We start from the raw sequence: 22538 nt of genomic DNA, 5'->3' as shown, positions 1-22538 counted from the left end.
GGCACCATCGGACGAATATCCGGCCTACGCGGGTATCCAGCGGACGATGCGTTGCACCATGCGCGCCGCCGCGCCGCGGTGCGCGGCCGCGAACGCCCTCGCCTGTGCGGCCCGCTGCTCGCGTTGCGGGCTGGCCAGCAGGCTCATCGCGCTCGCGACACCCTCGCCCATGTCCGCCACCCGCAGCGCCGCGCCGGCCGCCTGCGACAGCTCGGCCGCCTGCGCGAAGTTGAAGGTGTGCGGCCCCATCACGATCGGGCAGCCGCAGGCCGCGGCCTCGATCAGGTTCTGCCCGCCCAGCGGCGCGAAGCTGCCGCCCAGCAGTGCCACGTCGGACATCGCGTAGTACAGCGCCATCTCGCGCATCGAATCGCCCAGCCACACGTCGGCGCCCGACGCATCGGCCGGCGGCGTGTCGCCCCAGCCGCTGCGCCGCGCGAGCGTGAACCCGGCCGCCTGCACCAGCGCGGCGACCTCGTCGAAGCGCTGCGGATGGCGCGGCACGATCAGCAGCAGCGGCCGGTTCGCCGGCGCCTGCTTCGCCCACTCGGCGAGCAGCATCGCCTCTTCGCCCTCGCGCATCACCGCACCCAGCAGCACCGGCCGCGCCAGGGCATGCCGCCACGCGCGGCCGCGCGCCAGCAGGCTTTCGTCCGGCGCCATGTCGAACTTCAGGTTGCCGCAGACGACGACCTCGCGCGCGCCCGATTCGCGCAGCCGCTGCGCATCGGCCTCGGTCTGCGCCAGCACCAGCGTGATCGCCTCGACCGCCGGCCGCAGCACCGCTGCCAACCGCTCGCCCTGGCGCCGGCTCTTCTCGCTGAGCCGCGCATTCGCCAGCACCACCGGAATGCCGCTGCCCTGCGCGCGCCGCAGCAGGTTGGGCCAGATCTCGGTTTCCATCAGCACGCCGACGCGCGGACGAAACTGCTCGAAGAAGCGTTGCACGACGCCCGGCGTGTCGTACGGCAGCCAGGCCTGCGCATCGCCGTCGCGCAGCAACGCCTTGCCGGCCTCGCGGCCGGTGGCGGTGCCGTGCGTCAGCAGCAGCCGCAGGTTCGGCCGCTCGGCGCGCAGCGCATCGATCAAGGCCGCAGCCGCCAGCGTCTCGCCGAGCGACACCGCATGCACCCACACGTCGCCGACCCAGCGCTCGCCGCGGTAGTCGCCCAGCCGCTCCAGCACCTTGTGCCGGTACAGCGGCTCGGCCCGGCCGCGCAGCCACAGCCGCAGCAGGTAGGCCGGCTTCAGCGATGCCAGCAGCAGCGAATAGGCCTGCCGTGCCAGCCATTGCCGCCAGGTGGCGGCCGGAACGTCGCGTGCGGGATCCACGGCGCCCGTCATGCCCGCGACGCGGCGCGCACGACCTGCCAGGCGGCCCACACCAGGTCGACCTCCGGCGTCGGCGTGCGCTCGACCGACACCTGGTGCCGGTGGCCGTGCGCGATCTGCGGGCCGGTGCGCCACGCGGTCGGAAAGTTGTACAGCTGCACATGCGGCAGCCCGAGCGCGACCGCGATGTGGCTCAGCCCGCTGTCGACGCCGATCACGCCCTGCGTCGCGCCCATGCGGTCGACCAGCGCGTCGAGCGACATCGCCGGCCACACCTCGGCATGCGCGCCGAACGCCTGCTGCAGGCGCTGCGCGCGCGCCAGCTCCGCGGGTCCCGCATGCGGCAGCGCGATGCGCCAGCCCGCGCCGATGCAGCGCTGGCCGAACTCGATCCAGTGCTGCTCGGGCCACAGCTTGTCGTCGCGCGAACTGCCGTGCACGAACACCAGCGTCGGCAGCGGCAGCGGTTGCGCATCGGCGCGCAGTCCGAACTGCGGCGGCCCTTGCACCGGGTAGTTCAGCGCCATGCCGGCCAGCTTGCGCGAGCGATCGAGCGCATGCACATGCGGCTCCATCGCGAGCGGCTGGTCGATCAGCCAGCGCGCCGGCCATTCGAAGCCGGAGCCGTCGGTGCGGTTCGCGAGGCCGAAGCTCGGCCCGTCGGCCAGCCGCGCAACCAGCGCCGACTTGGTCAGGCCCTGCAGGTCGAGCACCGCGTCATAGCGGTGCTGCCCCAGCTGCTGGCGGAATGCGCGCCATTCGTCGCGCACCGGGCGCGTCCACCAGGCGCGGCGCCAGCGGCGCTGCGCGCATTCGATCACCTCGCTGACGCCGTGCACGCGCCGCACCAGCGGCGCGAAGCCCGGCTCGACGACCCAGTCGACCTGCGCATGGCGGTAGACCGCCCGCAGGTCGTGGACGACGGGCATCGCATGCACCACGTCGCCGAGCGACGACAGCTTGACGATCAGGACGCGCACGACGACGGCGACGCGGTCAATGCGCGGCGGCAGCGATCTGCGCGTCGGGCTTGGCCACGCGCAGCGCGGCCATGAAGTCGGCCTCGATGCGATGCAGCGCCTCCTGCGTGTGCCCTTCGAAGCGCAGCACCAGCACCGGCGTGGTGTTCGACGAACGGATCAGCCCGAAGCCGTCGTCGTACTCGGCACGCAGCCCGTCGATCGTGATGATCTCCTTCGCGCCGGGGAAGCGCGCGCCGTCGAGCAGCTTCTGCACGACCTGCTTCGGCTCGCCTTCGTCGCACGCGACGTTCAGCTCGGGCGTGCTGAAGCTGGTCGGCAGCGCATTCAGCACCTGGCTCGGGTTCTTGCCGCGCGACAGGATCTCCAGCAGCCGCGCCGCGGTGTAGGTGGCGTCGTCGAAGCCGTACCAGCGCTCGCCGAAGAAGATGTGGCCGCTCATCTCGCCGGCCAGCGGCGCCTTCAGCTCCTTCATCTTCGCCTTGACGAGCGAGTGGCCGGTCTTCCACATCAGCGGCTTGCCGCCGGCGGCGCGGATGGTCGGCGCGAGGCGCTGCGTGCACTTCACGTCGAAGATGATGGTGCCGCCCTGGTTGCGCGACAGCACGTCGGTGGCGAACAGCATCAGCTGGCGGTCCGGGTAGATGATGTTGCCTTCCTTCGTGACCACGCCGAGCCGGTCGCCGTCGCCGTCGAACGCGAGGCCCAGCTCGGCATCGGTCTCCTTCACGGTGCGGATCAGGTCGGCCAGGTTCTCGGGCTTGCTCGGGTCCGGGTGGTGGTTCGGGAAATCGCCGTCGACCTCGGAGTAGAGCTCGGTCACGTCGCAGCCGAGCGCACGCAGGATGCCGGGCGCCGACGCACCGGGGATGCCGTTGCCGGAGTCGACGACGATCTTCATCCTGCGGGCCAGCTTGCAGTCGCCGACGATGCGTGCGCGGTATTCGGCGAGCACGTCCATCGTGCCGGTGCGGCCATTGGCCACGGTGTAGTTCTCGGCTTCCATGCGGATGCGCAGTGCCTGGATCTCGTCGCCGTAGATCGCGCGGCCGGCCAGCACCATCTTGAAGCCGTTGTAGTCCTTCGGGTTGTGGCTGCCGGTGACCTGGATGCCGCTGTTGCAACCATGCTGGCCGCGCGTGGCAGCCACGTAGTACAGCATCGGCGTGGTCACGGCGCCGATGTCGACGACGTCGAGCCCGGTCGACGCGAGGCCGCGGATCAGTGCGGCGACGAGGCCCGGCCCCGACAGGCGGCCGTCGCGGCCGACCGCCACGGCCTTTTCACCCGCCTTCAGTGCCTCGCTGCCGAAGGCACGGCCCAGGTGCTCCGCGAACGCTTCGTCGATCGTCTTGCCGACGATGCCGCGGATGTCATAGGCCTTGAAGTTGGACGCAGTCACTTGCATTCGGTTTCTCCTGGAGAGGTGCGCATTGTAGGGAGCGTCTGACATGCAGCCTTCGGGCCAGCACGGGTCCCCACCCGCGTCCGCGACATGTCCGAAAACGGCGAGTCTTGCCGCGCGAGGGTTCGATAATCCCGCCATGCCTTCCTTCGACTCCGATGCCGCCTACCTGGCCATCAAGGCCCGCGACGCCCGCTTCGACGGCCAGTGGTTCGTCGGCGTCACGTCCACCGGCATTTATTGCCGACCGATTTGCCGCGTGCGCACGCCGCGCCGAGAGAACTGCGTGTTCTTCGACACGCCGGCCCAGGCCGAGGCGGCGCGCTTCCGGCCGTGCATGAAGTGCCGGCCCGAAGTCGCGCCCGGGCCGGGGCTCGCGTGGACCGTGATGGATGCATCGCGCACACTGGCCCGCCAGGCGGCGCACTGGCTGGACCATGCGGCGGCCGAGGAAGAAACCCCGTCGATCGCGGCGCTGGCCGCGCACCTGGGCGTCAGCGACCGCCACCTGCGGCGCATCTTCGCGGCCGAGCATGGCGTGACGCCGCTGCAGTACGTGCAGACGCGCCGCCTGCTGCTGGCCAAGCAGTTGCTGACCGACACCCGGCTGCCGGTCGCGCAGGTCGCGCTGGCCAGCGGCTTTCGCAGCCTGCGGCGCTTCAACGCGGCCTTTGCCGACAGCTACCGCATGAGCCCGACGCGCTTGCGCGGCGATGCCGATGGGCGTGCCGATCCGCTGTCGCCCGACGACGGCGTGACCGTGTCGCTCGGCTTCCGCTCGCCGTACGACACCGCGGCGATGCTGCGCTTCCTGACCGCACGCGCGGTGCCGGGCGTCGAGGCAGTCGAGGCCGCGCGGGTGCGGCGCAGCGTGCGCGCCGGCGTGCTCGGGCCCGAGGCCGGCTGGCTCGAGGCCTCGTTCATCGACGAGACGCCGACGCGTCCGGCCAGCCTGCGGCTGCGCTACGCGGCGACGCTCGCGCCGCACAGCGGCCGCGTCGTGATGGCGGTGCGGCGCTGGCTCGACCTCGACGCCGCGCCCCAGACCATCGACGACGCGCTGCGCGACCTGCCCGGCGCGCCCGGGCTGCGGCTGCCCGGCAGCATCGACGCCTTCGAGATGGCGGTGCGCGCGGTGCTCGGCCAGCAGGTCACGGTGGCCGCGGCGCGCACGCTGGCGCGGCGGCTGATCGAGCGCTTCGGCGAGCCGCTCGCCACGCCGTGGAACGACATCGCCCGCGGCTTCCCGTCGCCGGCCGTGCTGGCCGCGGCGCCGCTCGAGCACATCGCCGAGCTCGGCATCATCCGCACCCGCGTCGGCGCGATCCAGGCGCTTGCCAACGCCTGGCCCGAGCTGACGCGGCTGCTGGCGCTGCCGCACCGGCCCGAGGCGCTGATGACGGCGCTGGCCGCGCTGCCCGGCATCGGCCCGTGGACCGCCCACTACCTCGCGATGCGAGCGCTCGGCTGGCCCGATGCGTTCCCGCCGAAGGACGTGGCGGTGCTGAACGCGATGAAGACCCTGTTCGGCACGCAGAACCAGCGCGAGGCCGACGCCCGTGCCGAGGCCTGGCGGCCCTGGCGCTCGTATGCGGTGCTCAGGTTGTGGAACAGCCTGGCGCCCTTGCCACCCGACGCGACCCCGTCGACACCACCTGCTTCAGGAGCCACACGATGACCACCACCTCCACCCTCGCCCGCCGGCTGCGGACCGTCTGCACCGCGCAAGCCGCCTTCGAATCGCCGCTCGGCCCGGTGCTGCTCGCCCGCACCGCCCATGGCGTTGCCGGCATGTGGTTCGACGGGCAGAAGGCCCATCCGGGCGAGTTGCCCACCGTGCCGCACGACCCGGACGACCCGTTGCTGAAGGAGGCCGCGCAGCAGCTGAGCGACTACTTCGCCGGCCGGCGCACGCAGTTCGAGCTGCCGCTGGACCTGCAGGGCACGCCGTTCCAGCAGATCGTCTGGCAGGCGCTGCTGCGCATCCCGGCCGGCGGCACCTGCACCTACGCCGCGATCGCGCGCGAGGTCGGCGCGCCGCAGGCAGTGCGGGCGGTCGGCGCGGCGGTCGGACGCAACCCGGTGTCGGTGATCGTGCCGTGCCATCGCGTGCTGGGCCATGACGGCAGCCTCACCGGCTATGCCGGCGGGTTGCAGCGCAAGCAGGCGCTGCTGCAACTCGAAGGCGTCGAGCGCGTCGCCGCCACCGAGGCCGCGTCTTGAAGCGCGCCGATGCGGTCGAACTGACCGGGCTCGCGGCGATCTGGGGCGCGTCCTTCCTGTTCATGCGCATGGGCGCGGCCGAGTTCGGCCCGGTCGCGCTGGCGGCCGTGCGCGTCTGGGGCGCCACGCTGTTCCTGCTGCCGCTGCTCGCGCTGCGCGGCCAGGCCGGCGTGCTGCGCGCCCATTGGCGACCGATCTTCGTCGTCGGCATCACGAACTCGGCGCTGCCCTTCCTGTGCTTCAGCTACGCCGCGCTGTCGATCACGGCCGGGCTGTCGTCGATCTTCAATGCCGCGACGCCGCTGTTCGGCGCGCTGATCGCGTGGCTCTGGCTGCGCGACACGCTGACGCCCGCGCGCGTGGCGGGCCTCGCGATCGGCTTCGTCGGCGTGCTGTGGCTCGCGTGGGACAAGGCGAGCTTCAAGCCGGGCGCGAGCAGCGGCTGGGCGGTGCTGGCCTGCCTGGCGGCGACGCTGCTGTACGGCTTCTCGGGCAGCTTCACGAAGCGCTACCTGACCGGCGTTGCGCCGTTGGCGGTCGCCACCGGCAGCCAGCTGTCGTCGGCGCTGCTGCTGGCGGTGCCGGCGCTGGTGTGGTGGCCCGCCGCGATGCCGTCGCTCGCCGCGTGGTCGGCCGCCGCGCTGCTGGCGGTCGGCTGCACCGGCATCGCGTACATCCTGTTCTTCCGGCTGATCGCCCACATCGGGCCGGCGAACGCGCTGTCGGTCACCTTCCTGATCCCGGTGTTCGCGGTGCTGTGGGGCTGGCTGTTCCTGCATGAAGGCCTGACGCCGCAGATGCTGGCCGGCTGCGCGGTGATCCTGCTCGGCACCAGCCTGACGACCGGCGTGCTGAAGCCGCCCGCCTGGTTTTCCAGACATTTTGCTTGATTTGCATGGTTTTCCTATCAATGTATAGTGAAGCAATCATTCCAATGAAAATGATTGCTTTGCCATGCAAATCAATGCCACGCCGCGGGTATCCCAGGTCGCCGAGCCGCAGCAGCCACTGCCTGCACAGCTGAAGGCCTTGCGCCGTGCCCACCGGCGGTCGCTGGTGAGCCTGGCCGAGCGCACCGGGCTGAGCCGGCTGACCGTGGCGGCGGCCGAAGGCCAGGCCGATGCGCGGCTGTCGACGCTGACCGCGCTGTTCGACGAACTCGGCTACACGCTGGTGCCGGTGCCGAAGGCGCTGCTGGCCGAGACGGTCGCGTTCATCGCCAACCAGGGGCAGTCGGTGTCGCTGCCGGCGGGCATCAGCGCGCCATTGGGCGTGGGGCAGCAGGCGTTCCGGGCCGCCGCGGGCGACCTCGACGAGGACGAAGCCCCGTCATGAGCCGCAACGCCACCGATCCGATCACGATGGCCGAGCTGCGGCTGCACGTGCCCGATGCCGCGCAGCCGCGGCGCATCGGCTGGCTGTCGCAGGTGGGCGACAACATCCGCGTGTCGTTCGACGAGGCCTACGTCGGCGACGCGATCCGACCGACGCTGTCGCAGCTGTACCGCGGTGCCGACGAAGCGCAGACCCGCGCGATCCTGACGGCCGTCAACGACGAGCGCCTGGTGCGCATCGGCCGGCTGCCGGTGTTCTTCGAGAACATGCTGCCCGAGGGCCACAACCGCGACCGGCTGGCCGAGCGGCGCGGCGTCGAGCGCGACGACGAGTTCGAGCTGCTGGCCGCCGCCGGCCACGACCTGCCTGGCGCGCTCGAAGTGCTGCCGGCACACGGGGTGCCGGCCGGCGTGGTCGAGCTGCATGCGACGAAGCGGCTCGAGCCGCTGGAGCCGTCGGCGGTAGCGGCGCCGGTCGACGACGGCTTCTCGCTCGGCGGCTTCGTCACCAAGTTCTCGATGGTGCATCGCGGCGCGCGCTACGTGGTGCGCAGCGGTACCGAGGCCGGCGAGGTGCTGGTGAAGCTGCCGTCGACGGCGTACCCGGACCTGGTGCACAACGAGGCCTGCTGCTACCGGCTGGCCGAGGCGGTCGGCGTGCGCACCGCCGGCGCGAGCGCGCGCCCGGTGGCCGAGCTCGAGCTGCCCGGCATCGCGCTGCCGTTCAGCCACTACCTGCACGTGCCGCGCTTCGACCGCCGGCCGCTGCTCGACGGCCGCACGCAGCGCGTGCACTTCGAGGAGCTGACGCAGGCGCTCGGCATCGACAGCCGCCGCAAGTACCGCGACCTGCCGGCCGCGATGCGGGCCTTGCTGGTGCTGCTGAAGCAATCCCCGGCCAGCGACGTGCGCGATCTCGACGAGGTGTTCCGCCGCTGGACGGCGTATGCGCTGATGGGCAACACCGACGCGCATTCGAAGAACTGGGCACTGCTGTACGAAGACGGCCTGCACCCGCGGCTCGCGCCGGCCTACGACATGGTGTGCGTTGCGGCCTACTTCGACCCGGACGACCCGCGCGCGCTGTCGCAGAACCGCAGGATGGACGAATCGCTGCAGGCCTGGAACGAAGACGCCGCCGAGGCGCTGGCCAAGGCGGCGGGCCTGCTGGCGTTCAACCGGTTCCGGCGCATCGTGCGCGACACGCGCGAACGCGCGCGTGCGCTGTGGCCGGCGCTGCTGGCCGACGCCCCATCTCGCGTGGCGGCCACCATTGCAAAGCGCTTGAGGCAGGTTTCAATCAACCTGCACGCTTGACCGTTGCGGACATCGGCGCGAGCCAGCCACGCTACGAGCAGCTGTTCACCAGCTTCGCGTACAGCGTGTTCAGGTCGAGCTGCGTCGCGAACCCTGCCGGCGCGTGCCCGGAATGGAACCCGGTGCTGCGCAGCCCGCTCAGGAACGGGTTGCTCAGGTACTGCTGGCTGAAGTTGCCGGTGCCGCTGAAGTAGAACGAGAACAGGTGCGCCGGGTCGAGCGCGAACTCGCCGCGGTAGCTCTCGCCGTCGTTGCCGTCGTCCCAGCCCCACGGCGTGTTGGCCGCGTTGGTGCTGCAGGTCTTCAGGCCCGAGCCGCAGCCGCCGCTGGTGTCGCCGCGGAAGGTGCCCCAGGTCGCGAAGGTCTGCGCCTGCGCGGCAGGCTGCAGCGCGTCGCCCAGCGCGGCGGCGTACAGGCCGTCCGGCTGGTTCAGGTCGACCAGCCGGTAGGCCACGTGCCGGTCGTTGCCCGACAGCGGGTGGCCCGGCGTGCCGAGCGTCGGGTAGTAGACGATGCCGTCCTGGTTGGCCGCGCCGTTGAAGTTCGACGCATACGGCCAGGCCTTCAGCCCGTGGCCCTTGGCCTCCTGCACGGTCTTCATGCGGCTGATGCCGTTGTCCATCTCGAACGACACCGTGCCGTCGATGGTTTCGTGGCCGTTGCGGTACGGGCTGCCGGCCGGCGTGAACGCGAAGAAATCGGTGTGGAAGACGGTGATCATGCCTTCCATCGTGCCGAACGGCGTGCCGTCCTTGCGCACCGAGATGATCGCGCCTTCGAGGTCGTTCTCGTGCTCCTGGTCGAAGGCGGTGTCCGACCAGTCGCGCGGGTGGTAGAACGAATAGCCGATGAACCAGTGCGTGCAGCTCTCGACCACCGAGTAGTACACCGTCGCGGGCCACTGGCCGTTGCCGCGGTTGTCCCAGTTGTTGGTCGTGATGCGGTCGTTGTCGTAGTCGTACGCGGTGATGTACTCCGACGGGTAGTCGCTCGAGTCGGTGTCCTGGTAGTGCACCGGCGCATGGCGGAACGCGAGTTCCGCCGTCGTCAGGGCCTGCGCCGCGATGCTCGCGAATGACAGGCCCAGGCCCGCCGCCAGCGCGGCGATGGTCTTCTTCAGCATGCTCTCTCCCCTCGTGCCACGGTTGATGTGGCCGCGAGGGTAAGGAGCGCCGATGTCGCGTCGATGACCCGACGCGGTCAGAACGATGGCAGCGCAAGCCGCTCAGCGGCCGCAGTACGGATCGTCGGGATGGCGGTGCGACGGGATGAAGCTTCCGCGCGGCGGCGTGTTGTAGCTGACGCTGCTGACCGGCGATGCTCGCGTAGTTGTCTTCATCCGTCGTGTGCCGGTAGACCTCGACGCCCTGCGGACGCGGCAGGTTGCGCCGCGGCGCCAGCGTCGACGCGCTCGGACGCCGGTAGCCGCCGTCCGACTCGTCGCCCGACGAGATGGAATCGAAGCTGTCGCGCCGGCGACGGCCGCCGCCGCCCGGGATGCCGATGGCCGACGAGCGCGACGGCGACGGGCCGAATCCGAAGCCCGGTCATTCAACTTTGTATCAATCCAGCGCCAAGGTCTCGTCGCCCGCGCCTGCTTCGCAACCGGGACCGAGCGGCTGCCAGCCGCGGCGCACCACCACCTTGCGCTCGTCGTGGCACAGCTCCACGCGCTCGGCCTGCGGCAGCCGCTGGTGCACGAAGGCCTCGATCGCGGCCGGCGTGCTGATGCGCAGCTTCATCGCGTAGAGGTCGTCGCGCGGGTGGTCGTCGACGTGGATCAGCGGCACGAACTGCGCCGCGAACATCAGCCCGTGAGAGCCGATCTCGACCGGCGCCGGCGAGTAGCCCTGCGCCTGCAACCACTGCTGCGCCTGCTCGCGCGACACCGGCCCGGCATCGAAGCCGCCCCAGGCGCTGGCGATCAGCTCCAACACCCACTGGTTGCAGTTCTGGTAGCGCGTGCTGAACGCGTAGGCGTTGGCGCTGTAGCGGGCCGCCAGCAGGTCGAGCGCCAGCCGACGGTCGAGCGACGTGCGCGCGAGCGCGGCGCCCTCGGCCTCGGGCAGCAGCACGATCGAGACGTGGCCGATGGACGGCCGGTCGGCGCCGAGCAGGAAGCCGGCCACGCCCTGGTCGAACAGGCGCGGGCGCGATTCCTCGCAGGCGTAGTAGAGCTGGCGCACCGACCAGGCGCTGTCGGCATCGGCTTTCAGCAGGATGCCGGCATGCGAGTAGAGCAGCCCGAAGCGGCTCAGGTCCAGCCCCGAGCGCGAGATCAAGGCCACGCGACGGCCCGAGCGGTCGAGTTGCTGGCGCACCACGGCGGCGAAGCGCAGCAGCTTGTCCTGCTGGCCGGCATCGATCGCCGCCGGGCGATCGCAGAACTGCACGCTGGCGGCCTGCGCGCTGCCGAACCAGGCACCGCAGGCCAGCACCGCCGCCGCGACCGCCGTGCGGCCGCGGGGCACCGTCACAGCGTGACGACGCGCGAATCGAGGTCGCGCCGCCAGTCGTCGGTCAGCACGAGGAAGAAGGCCTCGCGGGTGTCGACGCGGGCGAACTCGAAACCGTACGGGCGCTGATTCGCCTGCACCAGGTCGCCGGTGCCGAGCGGCCGGGCAGCCAGCGCCTGGCGCGGCAGCTCGAGGATGAACTCGCGCGACGCACCGTCCTCGGTGGCACGCAGCGTCAGCTGCATCATCGCGGGCCGGCCGGCGACTTCCGCCACCTCGGCCACCTCGATCACGCGGTACTGGCCTTCGGCGACGTCCTTGTCGCGCCGGGAGCTGTTGCTCGATCCCTTGATCGAATCGGACACGCTGCCGGACGAGGCCGACCCGGCACTCGATGCCGACGAAGCGAAGCTCTCGGCCTGGACCGGCAGCGTGGTGCCGAGGGCCAGCAGCGACAGCGCGGACAGGCAGGTCGCGCGAATGAGGGGCAGTCGGGTCATGGTCATCCTTCGGTGATGCGGGACAAGGGACGCAGGGGACGGCGCAGCATAGCCGACGACGCGCGAGAATCCGCCCATGCCCCGCCCTCCTCCGCTGACACCCCGCAAGGCACCGAAGCAGGCCCGTTCGCAGCGCACGGTCGAAGCGCTGCTCGAGGCCGCGGCGCAGGTGCTCGAAGCGCGCGGCATGGCCAGCTTCAACACGAACGCGGTGGCCGAGCGCGCCGGCGTCGGCATCGGCTCGCTGTACCAATACTTCCCGTCCAAGGAGGCGCTGACGCTCGGGCTGATGCAGCGCGAAGGCGAGCGCTTTCATGCCGAGGCGCGGGCCGCGCTGGCGCAGCCGGACGGCGCGGCCGCGTTGCGCGTGCTGATCGCCGCGTCGGTGGCGCAGCAGCTGCGGCGGCCCGAACTGGCGCGGCTGCTCGACGTGGAAGAGAGCCGCCCGGAGCTGCGCGCCGCGGTAGTCAAGGGGGCGTTCCGCGCGCTCGTTTCCGAGATACTGGGCCGCGCCGACCTGCCCCGCCAGCCGGTCCATGAGCGGGCCGTCGACGACGTCGGCGCCATCGTGCGCGGCCTCGTCGACGGTGCCGGAGAACGCGGCGAATCCGACGAGCCGGCGCTGCGCCGGCGCGTCGAGGCCGCCGTCTTCGGCTACCTGCGCCTGGCCGCCGTCAGCCCCGAAAGCGAGTCGGGCAAGCGCTGAGCCACCGCCTGTCCCAGGGGCCGCGCCGCACCCGTCGATGCGAGTAGATCGAACGGCCCCCGTTTCCTACGATGCCGTCCTTTCCCACCACAGGCATCGCCCGATGAACCACATCACCACCACCATGAAGCTCAACCACCTGAGCTTCCCGTCGAACGACCTCGCCGCGAGCACCCGCTTCTTCGAACAGCGGCTCGGTTGCACGTCCACCGCCCACCCGGGCTACAACATCCTGAAGCGGCCCGGCTTCGACATCGTGCTCGAACAGGCGCAGGGCTTCCAGGTCGACTGGCCGCACAACTTCCACATCGGCTTCGAGCTGCCGACGGCCGAGGACGTGCGCACGCTGTACGAGCGCTTCAAGGCCGACGGCATCGAGATCCAGGTCGATCTGGTGCGCAGCCCGCGCGGCACGCGCTTCTTCTGCGTCGCGCCCGGCGGCTTGCTGGTCGAGATCAACACCCGTGCCGATGCGCCGGACGACGTCCGCGCGACGATGACCTGAGCGCCCCCACCCCCGGGAGGACCCGCCCCTCCCGACCCATCGGTTAAGGCCAATACGACCTCCATTCGCGCCAAGGGAGGTCGATGTGCGAGAAAGTACACAGTCGAATCCCACACTCGCCGGAGAAGATAGCCCTGTTACGAACAGCAACAATGTTGGGACAGGGAGTACAAAAAGAATGGAAGCTATCCCGGATGTGCGATGCATGGCCGTGCTCGTACCGGACGGATCCAGCATCGTCGGCGTGGCCGGTCCGACCGAAGTGTTCACCGTGGCCAATGCGCTGCTCGCGCGGGCCAACCGGCCGCCGGCCTACCGCGTCGCCTGTGTCTCGCGGCACGGCGGCGGGGTCGCCACCTCGGCGGGGTTCGCGCTGCAGACCCAGCCGCTGGACAGCGTGCCGCCGGCCACCGTCGACACGCTGCTGGTGTGCGGGGGCCCGGAGATCGGGCCGGCGCTGCGCGATGCGGTGCTGGTCGACTGGATCGCCCAGGCCGCCCCGAAGGCGCGGCGCGTCGGCTCGATCGGCACCGGTTCGTTCCTGCTGGCCGCCGCCGGCTTGTTGAATGGCCAGCGCGCCGTCACGCTGGCCGGGCATGGCGACGATTTCAGGGCGCGCTTCCCGCGCGTGCAACTCGAAGACGACCCGATCTACGTGCAGTCGGGCAAGTTCTGGACGGCCGCCGGCATGACGGCCGGCATCGACATGGCACTCGCGCTGGTGCGTGCCGACCTGGGTCCGCAGATCGGCCTGGACGTCGCCCGCACGCTGGTCGTGTTCATGGCGCGCTCCGGCAGCCAGGCGCAGCGCAGCACCTTGCTGAACCTGCAGGAGCGCCTCGCGCAACGCGGCGCCGACAGCATGCTGACCGACCTGCTCGGCTGGGTCGCGACGCGGCTGAGCCAGCCCACCACGGTGACCGACATGGCCGGGCGCGCCGGCATGAGCCCGCGCAACTTCGCGCGCTTCTTCGTGCGCAGCACCGGGCAGACGCCGGCCAAGGTGGTGGAGCAGCTGCGCGTCGAGCGCGCCTGCCACCTGCTGGAGTCGTCGCCGGTGTCGATCAAGGCGATCGCGGCCCAGAGCGGCTTCGTCGACGACGAACGCATGCGCCGGGCCTTCGTGCGCCAGCTCGGCTGCACGCCGGCCGAATACCGCGCCCGCCTGGGCGGCGCGGACCTGCGCGCCCGCAAGCCGAGTTCCGGGCAACGGCACACGCGTCGCGCGCCGCTGGCGCAGCACGAGATCCGTCCGCAAGGAGAACCCGCATGACCGAGCTGCTGCTGTGGGTCGGCAGTGCGGCGGTGTTCCTGGCGGCCGGCGTGGCGACCGGCTGGCACTTCGGGCGGGCGCGCGAGATGAAGCGGGTGTCGCGCCGCGTCTCCATCGTGCTGGGCCAGGTGGAGCGCCGGCACAGGAAGGAGCTGAACCGCTTCCAGACCACCTTCGCGAAACAGGCGCAGGAGCTGAAGGAGGTGCGGGCGAAGCAACGCCTGCGCGAGGCGGCCGACCATCTGGTGGGCACGCAGGTGCAGGCGCGCTCGCCGGGGTATCCCCAGGCGACACCCCGTTCGCTGAGTTCGCTGAGTTCGCTGACCGACAAGCCGACGCTGCCGGAGCACGGCTTCGCGCCGACGCAGCCGATGCAGCATGCCAACCGCTGACCCCCGATCACCGAGACCCCACGCGCGCCCATGCACATCCCGTACATCGCCCTGCAGTTCCCGACCGTGCCGGCACCGTTCGCGCCGACGCCGTCGGGCAGGACCCTGACGCAGCGGCTCAGCGAAGACGCCGGTTTCCTGCACGACTACCTGCGCGACGGCCTGAACCTGATCGAGCCGTTCCGGACCGCCGAACACTATGCCGGCTTCCTGACGGTGCTGTACCACATGCTCGCCGACGTTCGGCGGCTCTATGCCGACGAGGAGGTCTGGCGCGTGATCCCCGATCCGGAGCTGGTCGACGCACCGCGCGCGCGCCGCATGGAGGCCGACCTGCACGACCTGCGGGCCTGGCCGCCGAACCCCGGCGCGACGCCGGCGACCCATGGCCTCGGGCTGATGGAGGCGCTGGGCTGGCTGTATGCGAGCGAGGGCCTGATGCTGAGCCTGGACATGATGGCGCAGGCGCAGAACCTCGGCGAGCAGCTCGGCCTGAGCGAGACGCATGGCGGGCGCCACCTGCTGTCACCGCTGGCCAACCGCACCCGCGCCTGGCGCAGCCTGGCCGCGGTGCTCGACTCGGCCCGCTTCTCGCACGGGCAGGGCACCGACTTCGTGTCGGGCGCGAGCCTCGCGTACCACCGCCTCGACGAGCTGCTGTCGCTGGCACTGCGGCCGCGCACCGACACCGAGCCGGCCGAGATGGCCTGAACGGCTCGGCATCGGGCGCCGGCGCGGGCCGAGGTAGCCTTGCGCGATGGATTCACTGATCACCGCCTCGGCGCGCGCGCTGGCCGCTGGCGACCCGCTCGGCGCGCTGAAGCGGATCGCGCTGCGCGACGACCCGCCGGCGCTGGCGCTGCGCGGCATCGCGATGGCCCAGCTCGGCGAGCACCCACGCGCCCGCGAGCTGCTGCGCAGCGCGGCCCGCGGCTTCGGCGCGCATGAAGGGCTGGCGCGGGCGCGCTGCGTCGTGGCCGAGGCCGAGGTGGCGCTGGCGATGCGCGACCTCGGCGGCTCGCCGCGCGCGCTGGCCGACGCCGCGATCGTGCTGGAAGCGCGCGACGACCACGCGAATGCGCTGCAGGCGCGCCTGATCGCGGCGCGCCGGCTGCTGCTGCTGGGCCGGCTCGACGAGGCCGGCACCGCGCTCGCACAGCTCGATGTGCGCGGGCTGCCGGCATCGCTCGCCGCCGTGGCCGAACTGAGCGCCGCCGAACTCGCGCTGCGCTCGCTGCGGCCGGTGCCGGCGCGTGCGGCGCTCGTTCGCGCGCAGGCGGCCGCGGAGCGTGCCGGCGTGCCCGCGCTCGCCGCCGAGGTGGCCGAGGCGCAGGCCGCGCTCGACCAGCCGGCCGCGCGCCGCGTGCGCCGCGCCGAGGCCGGCGGCGAACAGGCCCTGCGCATCGACGAGGTCGCGGCGCTGCTGGCCTCCGACGCACTGGTCGTCGATGCCTGCCGCCACGGGCTGCAGGCCGCGGACACCTGGCTGCCGCTGGCCCGCCGGCCGGTGCTGTTCGGGCTGGCGCGCGCGCTGGCGCAGGCGTGGCCAGGCGACGTCGACCGCGACGAGCTGATCGAGCGCGTGTTCAACACCCGCCGCCCGGACGCGACGCACCGGGCGCGGCTGCGGGTCGAGATCGGCCGGCTGCGCGCGCTGGTCAAGCCGCTGGCCGACCTCGAAGCGACCTCGCGCGGCTTCGTGCTCCAGCCGCGCGGCGCGCGCGAGGTCGTGCTGCTCGCACCGCCGATCGATGGCGACCCGGGCTCGCTGCTGGCGCTGCTGTGCGACGGCGCGGCCTGGTCGACCTCGGCTTTGGCGCTGGCGCTCGGTGCCAGCCAGCGCACCGTGCAGCGCGCGCTCGCCGAGCTCGAAGCCGCCGGCCGCGTGCGGGCGATCGGGCAGGCGCGTTCGCGCCGCTGGCTCGCACCGCCGCTGGCCGGATTCACGACGATCTTGTTACTCCCTGCTGCGCTGCCGATTGCATAGAGTTGTCTCACGGCGCCGATCCGCGGCGCGAGACAAGGAGCAGCAGTGAACCTCAAGACCCCGCAGAGCCCGGCCCCCCGGGTGCGCACGGCCGAGATCGTGCGCGAGTACGGCCCGTTCGGCGAATCCACCAAGGTGGCCGGCGTCACGCATGACGGCCACCAGGTGTGGGCCGCCACCGGCGCCGCGCTGGTGGCGTTCGATCCGGCGAGCGGCGACACCACGCGCACGCTGGAGCTGCCCTGCGATGCCGGCACCGCGTTCGACGGCACCCACCTGTACCAGATCGCCGAATCGCGCATCGACAAGATCGACCCGGCCACCGGCCGGGTGCTGGCGTCGATTCCGGCACCCGGCCGCGGCGGCGACTCGGGGCTCGCATGGGCCGAGGGCAGCCTGTGGGTCGGGCAGCACCGCGAACGCAAGATCCACCAGATCGATCCGGCCACCGGCGCGATCCGGCGGACCATCGAATCCAACCGCTTCGTCACCGGCGTGACCTGGGTCGACGGCGAGCTGTGGCACGGCACCTGGGAAGGCGACGAGAGCGAGGTGCGTCGCATCGACCCGCAAAGCGGTGCCGTGCTCGACCGGCTGACGATGCCGGCCGGCATCAACGTCAGCGGGCTCGAATCCGATGGCGCGGGCCTGTTCTATTGCGGCGGCGGCGGCACCGGCAAGGTCCGCGCCGTGCGGCGCCCGAAGGCGTGAGCGGCTGGACGCTCGCATCGCCCTCTCTTCATCCCTCTCGTCATCCCTCCCCTCACCCCGTCCTTCCACCACGAACGGCTCGCCGAGCCGAGGAGCATCGCCATGAACACCGACAACACCATGAACCATTCCGTCGTTTCCCGTGACCGCTGGATCTCCGAGCGCAAGGCGCTGCTCGAGCGCGAGAAGGCGTTGACCCGCCAGCACGACGAGCTGGCACGCCAGCGCCGCGCGTTGCCGTGGGTGCGCGTCGAGACCGATTACATCTTCGACACGCCCGCCGGCAAGCGCTCGCTGGCCGAGTTGTTCGAGGGCCGCCGGCAACTCGTGGTGCAGCACTTCATGCTGGCACCCGGCTGGGAAGCGGGCTGCAAGAGCTGCTCGTTCATGGCCGACCACCTCGACGGGGCCGTGCCGCACCTGGCGCAGCGCGATGTCTCGATGCTGGTGGTGTCGCGCGCGCCGCTGGCCGAGATCGAGCGCTTTCGCGAACGCATGGGCTGGCAGTTCCGCTGGGTGTCGTCGAACGGCACCGACTTCAATCGCGATTTCGGCGTCACGTTCACGCCGGACGAAGTGGCGCGCGGCGAGGCCTACTACAACTACAAGCTGCAGCCGTTCCCGGCCGAAGAGGCGCCCGGCATCAGCGTGTTCTGCAAGGACGACGCCGGCCGGGTGTTCCACACCTACTCGACCTTCGGGCGCGGCGTCGAGCTGATGATGGGCACCTACGACCTGCTGGACCTGACGCCGAAGGGCCGCGACGAGGCGGGCATGAGCCACACGATGGAGTGGGTGCGCCACCACGACCGCTACGAGACCGCGCCGGCCGCGAAGGCAGCAGCGGCTTCGTGCTGCTCGGCGCATGCCTGAGCCATGGCCAGCCTGTGGCCGTGGGTGGCGCTCGCCGGGCTCGGCGCCCTGCACGGGCTGAGTCCGCTCAACGGCTGGGGGCTGGCGGCGGCCTGCGGCCTGCGCACACGGGAGAGAACGCCGGTGCGCCGGGCGCTGTGGGCGATCGGCCTCGGGCACGTGGCGTCGATCGTGGCGGTGGCGTTCGTGTTCGCGCACGGCGGGTCGGTGGACCGGGACGGCGTCTGGCGGGTGGCCGGTGTGCTGCTGGTCGTGCTGCTCATCGGGGTGGCGACCTGCCGCGCGCTGCGGGGCCCGGCAGCACCCGCCGCGGCCGGCGCCTCGAACGCCGGCCGCGCGCTGATGGCGACGTGGTCGTTCCTGATGACCACCGCGCACGGCGCCGGCCTGATGCTGGTGCCGGCGTTCATGCCGCTGTGCCTCGCCGGGAACCCGGCGCGCGAGATCACCGCATCGGGCTCGCTGGGCCTCGCGCTGGCGGCCGTGCTGGTTCACACGGCGGCGATGCTGGCCACCACCGGCCTCGTCGCCACCGGCGTCTGCCGCGGCGTCGCTGCGATGCGGCGATAAGATGGCCTCGTGGCAGTGCCAGGAGGAAAAGTGACTGAGATGAAAAGGTTGCCGACGGCCGTTCCCGGACTTGACGAGATCCTGCACGGAGGTCTGTTCGAAGGCGGCGTCTACATCCTCGAAGGGCCCCCGGGCGTCGGCAAGACGACCCTCGCGAACCAGATCGCCTACCAGGCGCATGCCAACGACGGCACCAAGACGCTCTACGTGACCCTGCTCGCCGAGTCGCACTCGCGCATGGTGCAGCACATGCAGGGCCAGGCCTACTTCAAGCCCGAAGCGGTCAATTCCGCGGTGATCTACGTCAGCGCCTACCGCGAACTGGAACAGCAAGGCCTGAAGGCCGTCGTCGACCTGGTGCGCGGCGAACTGGCCCGGCACAAGGCCTCGCTGTTCGTCGTCGACGGCCTGGTCGTCGAGAACCAGGAACTGGGGCCCGACGAGCGCATCCGGCAGTTCGTCCATGGCTTGCAGAGCGTGGCGTCCGCGATGACCTGCACCGGCCTGCTGCTGACCAGCGGCGGCAACCGCTCGCTCAACGCCGAGCAGACGATGGTCGACGGCATCTTTGCGTTCGAGGACTACGTCTACCAATGGCGCGCCGAGCGACGGATCCAGATCCGCAAGTTCCGCGGCAGTGCGGTCGAGCGGGGCAAGCACACGTTTTGCATCACCGACGAGGGCCTGCGCTTTTTCCCGCGGCTCGAGGGCCTGCCCTGGACCCCGCGCGCCGATGCGCACGCAGACGAGCGGCCTGTGTCGTCGGGGATGGCGGCGCTGGATGACGCCTGCCTGCACGGCGGCTTCGTTCGCGGCAGCAGCACGGTGGTGGTCGGCGACAGCGGCGCCGGCAAGACCTTGTTCGCGTTGGCCTTTGCCGCGCAGGCCAGCCTGCAGCAGCGGTGCCTGCTGCTGACGAGCGCCGACGCTCCCGGCGATCTCGTCCGTTTCGGCGAAGCCTTCTCGCTGCCCATTGCCGACGGTATCGACAGCGGCGCGCTGGAGATCCAGTGGGAGCCGCAGGAAGACGAGGGCATGGACGAGATCGGGCACAAGCTGCTGCGGCTCGTCGACGAGTTCGGCTCGAAACGACTGGTGATCGACGGCCTGGCCGCACTCGCCGACACCGTCGCGTTTCCCGAGCGGGGCTATCGGTTCATCGGGCGCCTGCTTCGCGAATTGAAGGCCAGGGGCGTCACGTCGGTGTTCACATTGGATCCGGCTGCGCTCGGATCGGCGGCGGGCAGGTCCTCGGCCGAGGGCTTGAAGGCCTGGTTCGACAATGTGCTGGAGATTTCGCAGGCTGTCCGGGCGGAGGAGGGTCGCGAACTGGCCATCCGCAAGATGCGTGGGGTGCGCGTGACTCGCACCAGGTTTCAGTTCGGGTGTGGCGCATCCGGGCTGACGGTGTCGTAACTTTTCGGGAGCGCCATGCCGATGAAGTTGATCCTGATAGTCGAAGACGAGTACGGAAACGCCGAAGTGCTGCAGATGCTGCTGGAGGCGGAAGGCTACCGGGTGGCCGCGGCAGCGAACGGCAAGGCCGCGCTGGACTTGTTGGCCGGCGAGAAGCCGGCCGCGATTCTTTCGGATTTCATGATGCCGCACATGACCGGCAGCGAACTGGGCCTCGCGTTGCGCGCCAATCCTGCGCTCGCCGACATCCCGTTCGTCTTCGTCAGCGCCAGCGACGAGGCCGTCGTTCACGAGCTGTTCAAGGACTACGATGCCTTCGTCAAGAAGCCGATCGAGGCCGAGAGCCTGTTGCAGCTGGTGGCGCACTTCGTCGCGAACGGACGGCCGGCGGAGCAGGACAGGCGAGACCCCGAAGTCGATCGCTCGATGCGACTGCTGCTGCGCGGCGTCAAGTTTCCGCCGGCCTGAACGAGGTCGGCCGGCGTCGGGTCGCCCGACGCCTCCACGACGAAGAGCCACCACCAGCTGGTGGCTCCGCATGGCACGGCCCGCCAAAAAAATCCAGCCTCATTTCGATAATCCTCGTATAGTCGCTCAGATGAACCAGGACGAAATCATCGCCGCCCTCGCCGCCCTTGCCCATCCGGTCCGCCTGGACGTCTTCCGCGCGCTGGTGGTGGCCGGACCCGCCGGCCTGACCCCCGGCGTGATGAGCGAAGGACTGGGCATCGTCGGCACGACGCTGTCCTTCCACCTGAAGGAACTGGTGAATGCCGGTCTCGTCTCGCAGGAGCGCGTGAGCCGGCACCTGGTCTACCGCGCGGCCTATGAGCGCATGAACGGCGTCATCGGCTACCTCACCGAGAACTGCTGCGCGGGCGAATCCTGCGCAGTCCCTGCCGCAGCCACCGGCTGCGGATGCTGATCCACCCTCAGGAGTCCCCATGAAGCGTTTCCATGTCCACGCCCACGTCCAGGACCTGCAGGCGAGCATCGCCTTCTATTCGAAGATGTTTTCCGCGGAGCCCACCCGGGTCGAGAGCGACTACGCGAAGTGGATGATCGAAGATCCTCGCATCAACTTCGCCATCTCGACGCGAGGCGGCGCGCCGGGCGTCGACCACCTCGGCATCCAGGCCGACACCGAGGAAGAGCTCGCCGCGCTGAAGGCCAGTGCCGAAGCCGCCGACATGACGCTGCTCGATGTCGGCGAAACGAGTTGCTGCTACGCGCGCAGCGACAAGTACTGGGTGACCGATCCGCAGGGCATCGCGTGGGAGCAGTTCCGCACGCTCGGCAACATTCCGGTGTTCAGCGAGAAGCCGCAGGCGGCGGAGTCCAGCTCGGCCGCCTGCTGCGCGAGCAACACGCCCCGAGGCAAACCGTTGAGCATTCCGGTCAGCGCAGCGCCCTCGCCCTCCTGCTGCTGACCTTCGACCGCAATGCACAGCCTGACCCGACGGGCCTGCGCCGAGCTCCTCGGCACGGGCCTGCTGCTGGCGGTGGTCATCGGCTCCGGCATCATGGCGGAGCGCCTGGCCGGAGGGAACGTCGCCATCGCATTGCTCGCGAATGCACTGGCCACCGTCGGTGGGCTGTACGTGCTGATCGAGGTGTTCGGCCCGGTGAGCGGCGCGCACTTCAATCCGGCGGTGTCGGGCGTGATGGTCGCCCTGGGCCGGCTGTCGCGCGCAGACCTCGCCACCTACGTCGGGGCCCAACTGCTCGGTGCGGCCTGCGGCGCATGGCTCGCGCACGGCATGTTCGACCTGCCGCTGCTGCAGCTCGCGGCCAGGACACGCAGCAGCCCCGGACAGTGGCTCGCCGAAGGCGTTGCGACCTTCGGCCTGCTGCTGGTCATCCTGCGCGCGCCGCCCTCCCGCACCCCCGCCGCGGTCGCCGCGTACATCGGTGCCGCGTACTGGTTCACCGCGTCCACCTCGTTCGCCAACCCTGCGGCGGTGGCGGGACGCATGCTCAGCGACAGCTTCGCAGGCATCGCGCCGAGCAGTGCTCCCGCCTTCATAGCGGCCGAGGTGGCTGGCGCGGCGCTGGCCGTGGCTGCGCACCGCTGGCTCCTGCCACCCGAGCCTGGTTCAGCCAAACCTTCTTCGACGCAGCACCATGAGTGACATCACGATCTTCCACAACCCGGCCTGCGGAACCTCGCGCAACGTGCTCGCCTTGATCCGGCATGCCGGCATCGAGCCGACCGTCATCGAGTACTTGAAGAACCCGCCCTCCAAGGAACGTCTGCGCGAGCTGGTCGCTGCCACAGGGCAGCCGGTGCGCGCGCTGCTGCGCGAGAAGGGCACGCCGTTCGCCGAGCTGGGGCTGGACAAGCCCCACTGGACCGACGAGCAATTGCTCGACTTCGTGGTCCAGCATCCCATCCTGTTGAACCGGCCGATCGTTGCCACGCCCTTGGGGACTGAGCTGTGCCGCCCCTCCGAGGCCGTGCTCGCACTGCTGCCGGTCGAGGCGCTTCCGCCGTTCACGAAGGAAGACGGCGAACTGGTGCTGGACGACGGGGTGCGCCGTGGCTAGCACAGCGGCCC

Annotated in this window: 26 protein-coding genes; 20 read left to right on the top strand and 6 right to left on the bottom strand. The window is 70.9% G+C overall.

The genetic code is table 11. The annotated features are described in order from the left end of the window. Positions 1-24: 24 nt before the first annotated feature. From FHT26_RS07275 to FHT26_RS07265, 3 genes are read right to left on the bottom strand one after another with little or no spacing between them, the layout of a single operon-like run. Positions 25-1344 (bottom strand): 3-deoxy-D-manno-octulosonic acid transferase, encoded by a 1320-nt coding sequence (locus FHT26_RS07275; protein ID WP_168559480.1) that lies wholly within the window; start codon positions 1342-1344, stop codon positions 25-27. Further along, a complete protein-coding gene (gene waaC / locus FHT26_RS07270) occupies positions 1341-2312 on the bottom strand; it encodes a lipopolysaccharide heptosyltransferase I (protein WP_168559479.1) in 972 nt (323 codons plus the stop codon). Before waaC ends, FHT26_RS07275 begins: the two co-directional genes overlap by 4 nt. A 16-nt stretch (positions 2313-2328) precedes the next feature. Beyond that, the gene (locus FHT26_RS07265; RefSeq protein WP_168559478.1) at positions 2329-3720 is read right to left on the bottom strand and encodes a phosphomannomutase/phosphoglucomutase; all 1392 of its coding nucleotides are present in this window, start codon (positions 3718-3720) and stop codon (positions 2329-2331) included. A gap of 136 nt (positions 3721-3856) precedes the next feature. On the opposite strand from FHT26_RS07265, the gene FHT26_RS07260 reads away from it, so the two are divergent. From FHT26_RS07260 to FHT26_RS07240, 5 genes are all read left to right on the top strand, one after another. After that, on the top strand, positions 3857-5395 hold the full coding sequence (locus tag FHT26_RS07260; protein WP_168559477.1) for a DNA-3-methyladenine glycosylase 2 family protein: 1539 nt from the start codon (positions 3857-3859) through the stop codon (positions 5393-5395). Next, a complete protein-coding gene (locus tag FHT26_RS07255) occupies positions 5392-5940 on the top strand; it encodes a methylated-DNA--[protein]-cysteine S-methyltransferase (RefSeq protein ID WP_168559476.1) in 549 nt (182 codons plus the stop codon). Before FHT26_RS07260 ends, FHT26_RS07255 begins: the two co-directional genes overlap by 4 nt. Beyond that, positions 5937-6830, top strand: coding sequence for a DMT family transporter (locus FHT26_RS07250; protein WP_168559475.1), 894 nt, complete (start codon positions 5937-5939; stop codon positions 6828-6830). The genes FHT26_RS07255 and FHT26_RS07250 overlap by 4 nt, the downstream gene beginning before the upstream one ends. 64 nt (positions 6831-6894) lie before the next feature. Beyond that, positions 6895-7275: a helix-turn-helix domain-containing protein gene (locus FHT26_RS07245; protein WP_168559474.1), complete on the top strand. Its 381-nt coding sequence runs from the start codon at positions 6895-6897 to the stop codon at positions 7273-7275. Continuing rightward, entirely contained in the window at positions 7272-8591 is a 1320-nt protein-coding gene (locus tag FHT26_RS07240) for a type II toxin-antitoxin system HipA family toxin (protein ID WP_246867759.1), read from the top strand. The genes FHT26_RS07245 and FHT26_RS07240 overlap by 4 nt, the downstream gene beginning before the upstream one ends. A 31-nt stretch (positions 8592-8622) precedes the next feature. Here the strand turns inward: FHT26_RS07240 and FHT26_RS07235 are convergent, their stop codons facing one another. From FHT26_RS07235 to FHT26_RS07225, 3 genes are all read right to left on the bottom strand, one after another. Then, the gene (locus FHT26_RS07235) at positions 8623-9714 is read right to left on the bottom strand and encodes a hypothetical protein (protein WP_168559473.1); all 1092 of its coding nucleotides are present in this window, start codon (positions 9712-9714) and stop codon (positions 8623-8625) included. 439 nt (positions 9715-10153) lie between these two features. After that, positions 10154-11062 (bottom strand): DUF2145 domain-containing protein, encoded by a 909-nt coding sequence (locus FHT26_RS07230; RefSeq protein ID WP_349238103.1) that lies wholly within the window; start codon positions 11060-11062, stop codon positions 10154-10156. Between the two features lie 2 nt (positions 11063-11064). After that, positions 11065-11547 (bottom strand): hypothetical protein, encoded by a 483-nt coding sequence (locus FHT26_RS07225; protein WP_168559472.1) that lies wholly within the window; start codon positions 11545-11547, stop codon positions 11065-11067. A gap of 76 nt (positions 11548-11623) precedes the next feature. Here FHT26_RS07225 and FHT26_RS07220 point away from each other — a divergent pair, with 76 nt between their 5' ends. The 15 genes from FHT26_RS07220 to arsC all read left to right on the top strand — a co-directional run bounded on the left by FHT26_RS07220 (position 11624) and on the right by arsC (position 22527). Beyond that, positions 11624-12253: a TetR/AcrR family transcriptional regulator gene (locus FHT26_RS07220; protein WP_168559471.1), complete on the top strand. Its 630-nt coding sequence runs from the start codon at positions 11624-11626 to the stop codon at positions 12251-12253. Positions 12254-12356: 103 nt separating this feature from the next. Further along, complete coding sequence (locus FHT26_RS07215; protein ID WP_168559470.1) at positions 12357-12758, top strand: VOC family protein; 402 nt, start codon at positions 12357-12359, stop codon at positions 12756-12758. Positions 12759-12963: 205 nt separating this feature from the next. Then, positions 12964-14031 carry a GlxA family transcriptional regulator gene (locus tag FHT26_RS07210; protein WP_168559469.1) on the top strand — a complete coding sequence of 356 codons (1068 nt, stop codon included), beginning with the start codon at positions 12964-12966 and terminating at the stop codon, positions 14029-14031. Continuing rightward, complete coding sequence (locus tag FHT26_RS07205) at positions 14028-14423, top strand: hypothetical protein (protein ID WP_168559468.1); 396 nt, start codon at positions 14028-14030, stop codon at positions 14421-14423. The genes FHT26_RS07210 and FHT26_RS07205 overlap by 4 nt, the downstream gene beginning before the upstream one ends. A gap of 30 nt (positions 14424-14453) precedes the next feature. Next, complete coding sequence (locus tag FHT26_RS07200) at positions 14454-15134, top strand: biliverdin-producing heme oxygenase (protein WP_168559467.1); 681 nt, start codon at positions 14454-14456, stop codon at positions 15132-15134. Positions 15135-15180: 46 nt separating this feature from the next. After that, on the top strand, positions 15181-16410 hold the full coding sequence (locus FHT26_RS07195) for a helix-turn-helix domain-containing protein (protein WP_168559466.1): 1230 nt from the start codon (positions 15181-15183) through the stop codon (positions 16408-16410). 45 nt (positions 16411-16455) lie between these two features. After that, positions 16456-17121 carry a glutaminyl-peptide cyclotransferase gene (locus FHT26_RS07190; RefSeq protein ID WP_168559465.1) on the top strand — a complete coding sequence of 222 codons (666 nt, stop codon included), beginning with the start codon at positions 16456-16458 and terminating at the stop codon, positions 17119-17121. Between the two features lie 102 nt (positions 17122-17223). Next, positions 17224-17994 carry a DUF899 domain-containing protein gene (locus tag FHT26_RS07185; RefSeq protein ID WP_168559464.1) on the top strand — a complete coding sequence of 257 codons (771 nt, stop codon included), beginning with the start codon at positions 17224-17226 and terminating at the stop codon, positions 17992-17994. Between the two features lie 3 nt (positions 17995-17997). Next, on the top strand, positions 17998-18564 hold the full coding sequence (locus FHT26_RS07180) for a hypothetical protein (protein ID WP_210427281.1): 567 nt from the start codon (positions 17998-18000) through the stop codon (positions 18562-18564). Between the two features lie 9 nt (positions 18565-18573). Then, positions 18574-19980: an ATPase domain-containing protein gene (locus FHT26_RS29495; RefSeq protein ID WP_210427280.1), complete on the top strand. Its 1407-nt coding sequence runs from the start codon at positions 18574-18576 to the stop codon at positions 19978-19980. Positions 19981-20001: 21 nt separating this feature from the next. After that, the gene (locus FHT26_RS07170; protein WP_168559463.1) at positions 20002-20448 is read left to right on the top strand and encodes a response regulator; all 447 of its coding nucleotides are present in this window, start codon (positions 20002-20004) and stop codon (positions 20446-20448) included. A 130-nt stretch (positions 20449-20578) separates the two neighbouring features. Continuing rightward, on the top strand, positions 20579-20905 hold the full coding sequence (locus FHT26_RS07165; RefSeq protein ID WP_168559462.1) for an ArsR/SmtB family transcription factor: 327 nt from the start codon (positions 20579-20581) through the stop codon (positions 20903-20905). 19 nt (positions 20906-20924) lie between these two features. Next, on the top strand, positions 20925-21410 hold the full coding sequence (locus tag FHT26_RS07160; RefSeq protein ID WP_168559461.1) for an ArsI/CadI family heavy metal resistance metalloenzyme: 486 nt from the start codon (positions 20925-20927) through the stop codon (positions 21408-21410). Between the two features lie 12 nt (positions 21411-21422). After that, positions 21423-22112 (top strand): aquaporin, encoded by a 690-nt coding sequence (locus FHT26_RS07155; protein ID WP_168559460.1) that lies wholly within the window; start codon positions 21423-21425, stop codon positions 22110-22112. After that, on the top strand, positions 22105-22527 hold the full coding sequence (arsC, locus tag FHT26_RS07150; protein WP_168559459.1) for an arsenate reductase (glutaredoxin): 423 nt from the start codon (positions 22105-22107) through the stop codon (positions 22525-22527). Before FHT26_RS07155 ends, arsC begins: the two co-directional genes overlap by 8 nt. Positions 22528-22538 lie beyond the last annotated feature (11 nt).

It is taken from the genome of Rhizobacter sp. SG703, from assembly GCF_012275445.1.
GTDB lineage: Bacteria > Pseudomonadota > Gammaproteobacteria > Burkholderiales > Burkholderiaceae_C > Rhizobacter.
This window is presented reverse-complemented; position numbering and strand designations above follow the sequence as displayed.

Bases quoted from the DNA above. Each gene is read 5' to 3' on its own strand.
- FHT26_RS07275 (WP_168559480.1), bottom strand. From the start codon at position 1,344: ATGACGGGCGCCGTGGATCCCGCACGCGACGTTCCGGCCGCCACCTGG.
- FHT26_RS07265 (WP_168559478.1), bottom strand. From the start codon at position 3,720: ATGCAAGTGACTGCGTCCAACTTCAAGGCCTATGACATCCGCGGCATC.
- FHT26_RS07260 (WP_168559477.1), top strand. From the start codon at position 3,857: ATGCCTTCCTTCGACTCCGATGCCGCCTACCTGGCCATCAAGGCCCGC.
- FHT26_RS07255 (WP_168559476.1), top strand. From the start codon at position 5,392: ATGACCACCACCTCCACCCTCGCCCGCCGGCTGCGGACCGTCTGCACC.
- FHT26_RS07245 (WP_168559474.1), top strand. From the start codon at position 6,895: ATGCAAATCAATGCCACGCCGCGGGTATCCCAGGTCGCCGAGCCGCAG.
- FHT26_RS07240 (WP_246867759.1), top strand. From the start codon at position 7,272: ATGAGCCGCAACGCCACCGATCCGATCACGATGGCCGAGCTGCGGCTG.
- FHT26_RS07235 (WP_168559473.1), bottom strand. From the start codon at position 9,714: ATGCTGAAGAAGACCATCGCCGCGCTGGCGGCGGGCCTGGGCCTGTCA.
- FHT26_RS07225 (WP_168559472.1), bottom strand. From the start codon at position 11,547: ATGACCCGACTGCCCCTCATTCGCGCGACCTGCCTGTCCGCGCTGTCG.
- FHT26_RS07220 (WP_168559471.1), top strand. From the start codon at position 11,624: ATGCCCCGCCCTCCTCCGCTGACACCCCGCAAGGCACCGAAGCAGGCC.
- FHT26_RS07215 (WP_168559470.1), top strand. From the start codon at position 12,357: ATGAACCACATCACCACCACCATGAAGCTCAACCACCTGAGCTTCCCG.
- FHT26_RS07210 (WP_168559469.1), top strand. From the start codon at position 12,964: ATGGCCGTGCTCGTACCGGACGGATCCAGCATCGTCGGCGTGGCCGGT.
- FHT26_RS07205 (WP_168559468.1), top strand. From the start codon at position 14,028: ATGACCGAGCTGCTGCTGTGGGTCGGCAGTGCGGCGGTGTTCCTGGCG.
- FHT26_RS07200 (WP_168559467.1), top strand. From the start codon at position 14,454: ATGCACATCCCGTACATCGCCCTGCAGTTCCCGACCGTGCCGGCACCG.
- FHT26_RS07195 (WP_168559466.1), top strand. From the start codon at position 15,181: ATGGATTCACTGATCACCGCCTCGGCGCGCGCGCTGGCCGCTGGCGAC.
- FHT26_RS07185 (WP_168559464.1), top strand. From the start codon at position 17,224: ATGAACACCGACAACACCATGAACCATTCCGTCGTTTCCCGTGACCGC.
- FHT26_RS07180 (WP_210427281.1), top strand. From the start codon at position 17,998: ATGGCCAGCCTGTGGCCGTGGGTGGCGCTCGCCGGGCTCGGCGCCCTG.
- FHT26_RS07170 (WP_168559463.1), top strand. From the start codon at position 20,002: ATGAAGTTGATCCTGATAGTCGAAGACGAGTACGGAAACGCCGAAGTG.
- FHT26_RS07165 (WP_168559462.1), top strand. From the start codon at position 20,579: ATGAACCAGGACGAAATCATCGCCGCCCTCGCCGCCCTTGCCCATCCG.
- FHT26_RS07160 (WP_168559461.1), top strand. From the start codon at position 20,925: ATGAAGCGTTTCCATGTCCACGCCCACGTCCAGGACCTGCAGGCGAGC.
- FHT26_RS07155 (WP_168559460.1), top strand. From the start codon at position 21,423: ATGCACAGCCTGACCCGACGGGCCTGCGCCGAGCTCCTCGGCACGGGC.
- arsC (WP_168559459.1), top strand. From the start codon at position 22,105: ATGAGTGACATCACGATCTTCCACAACCCGGCCTGCGGAACCTCGCGC.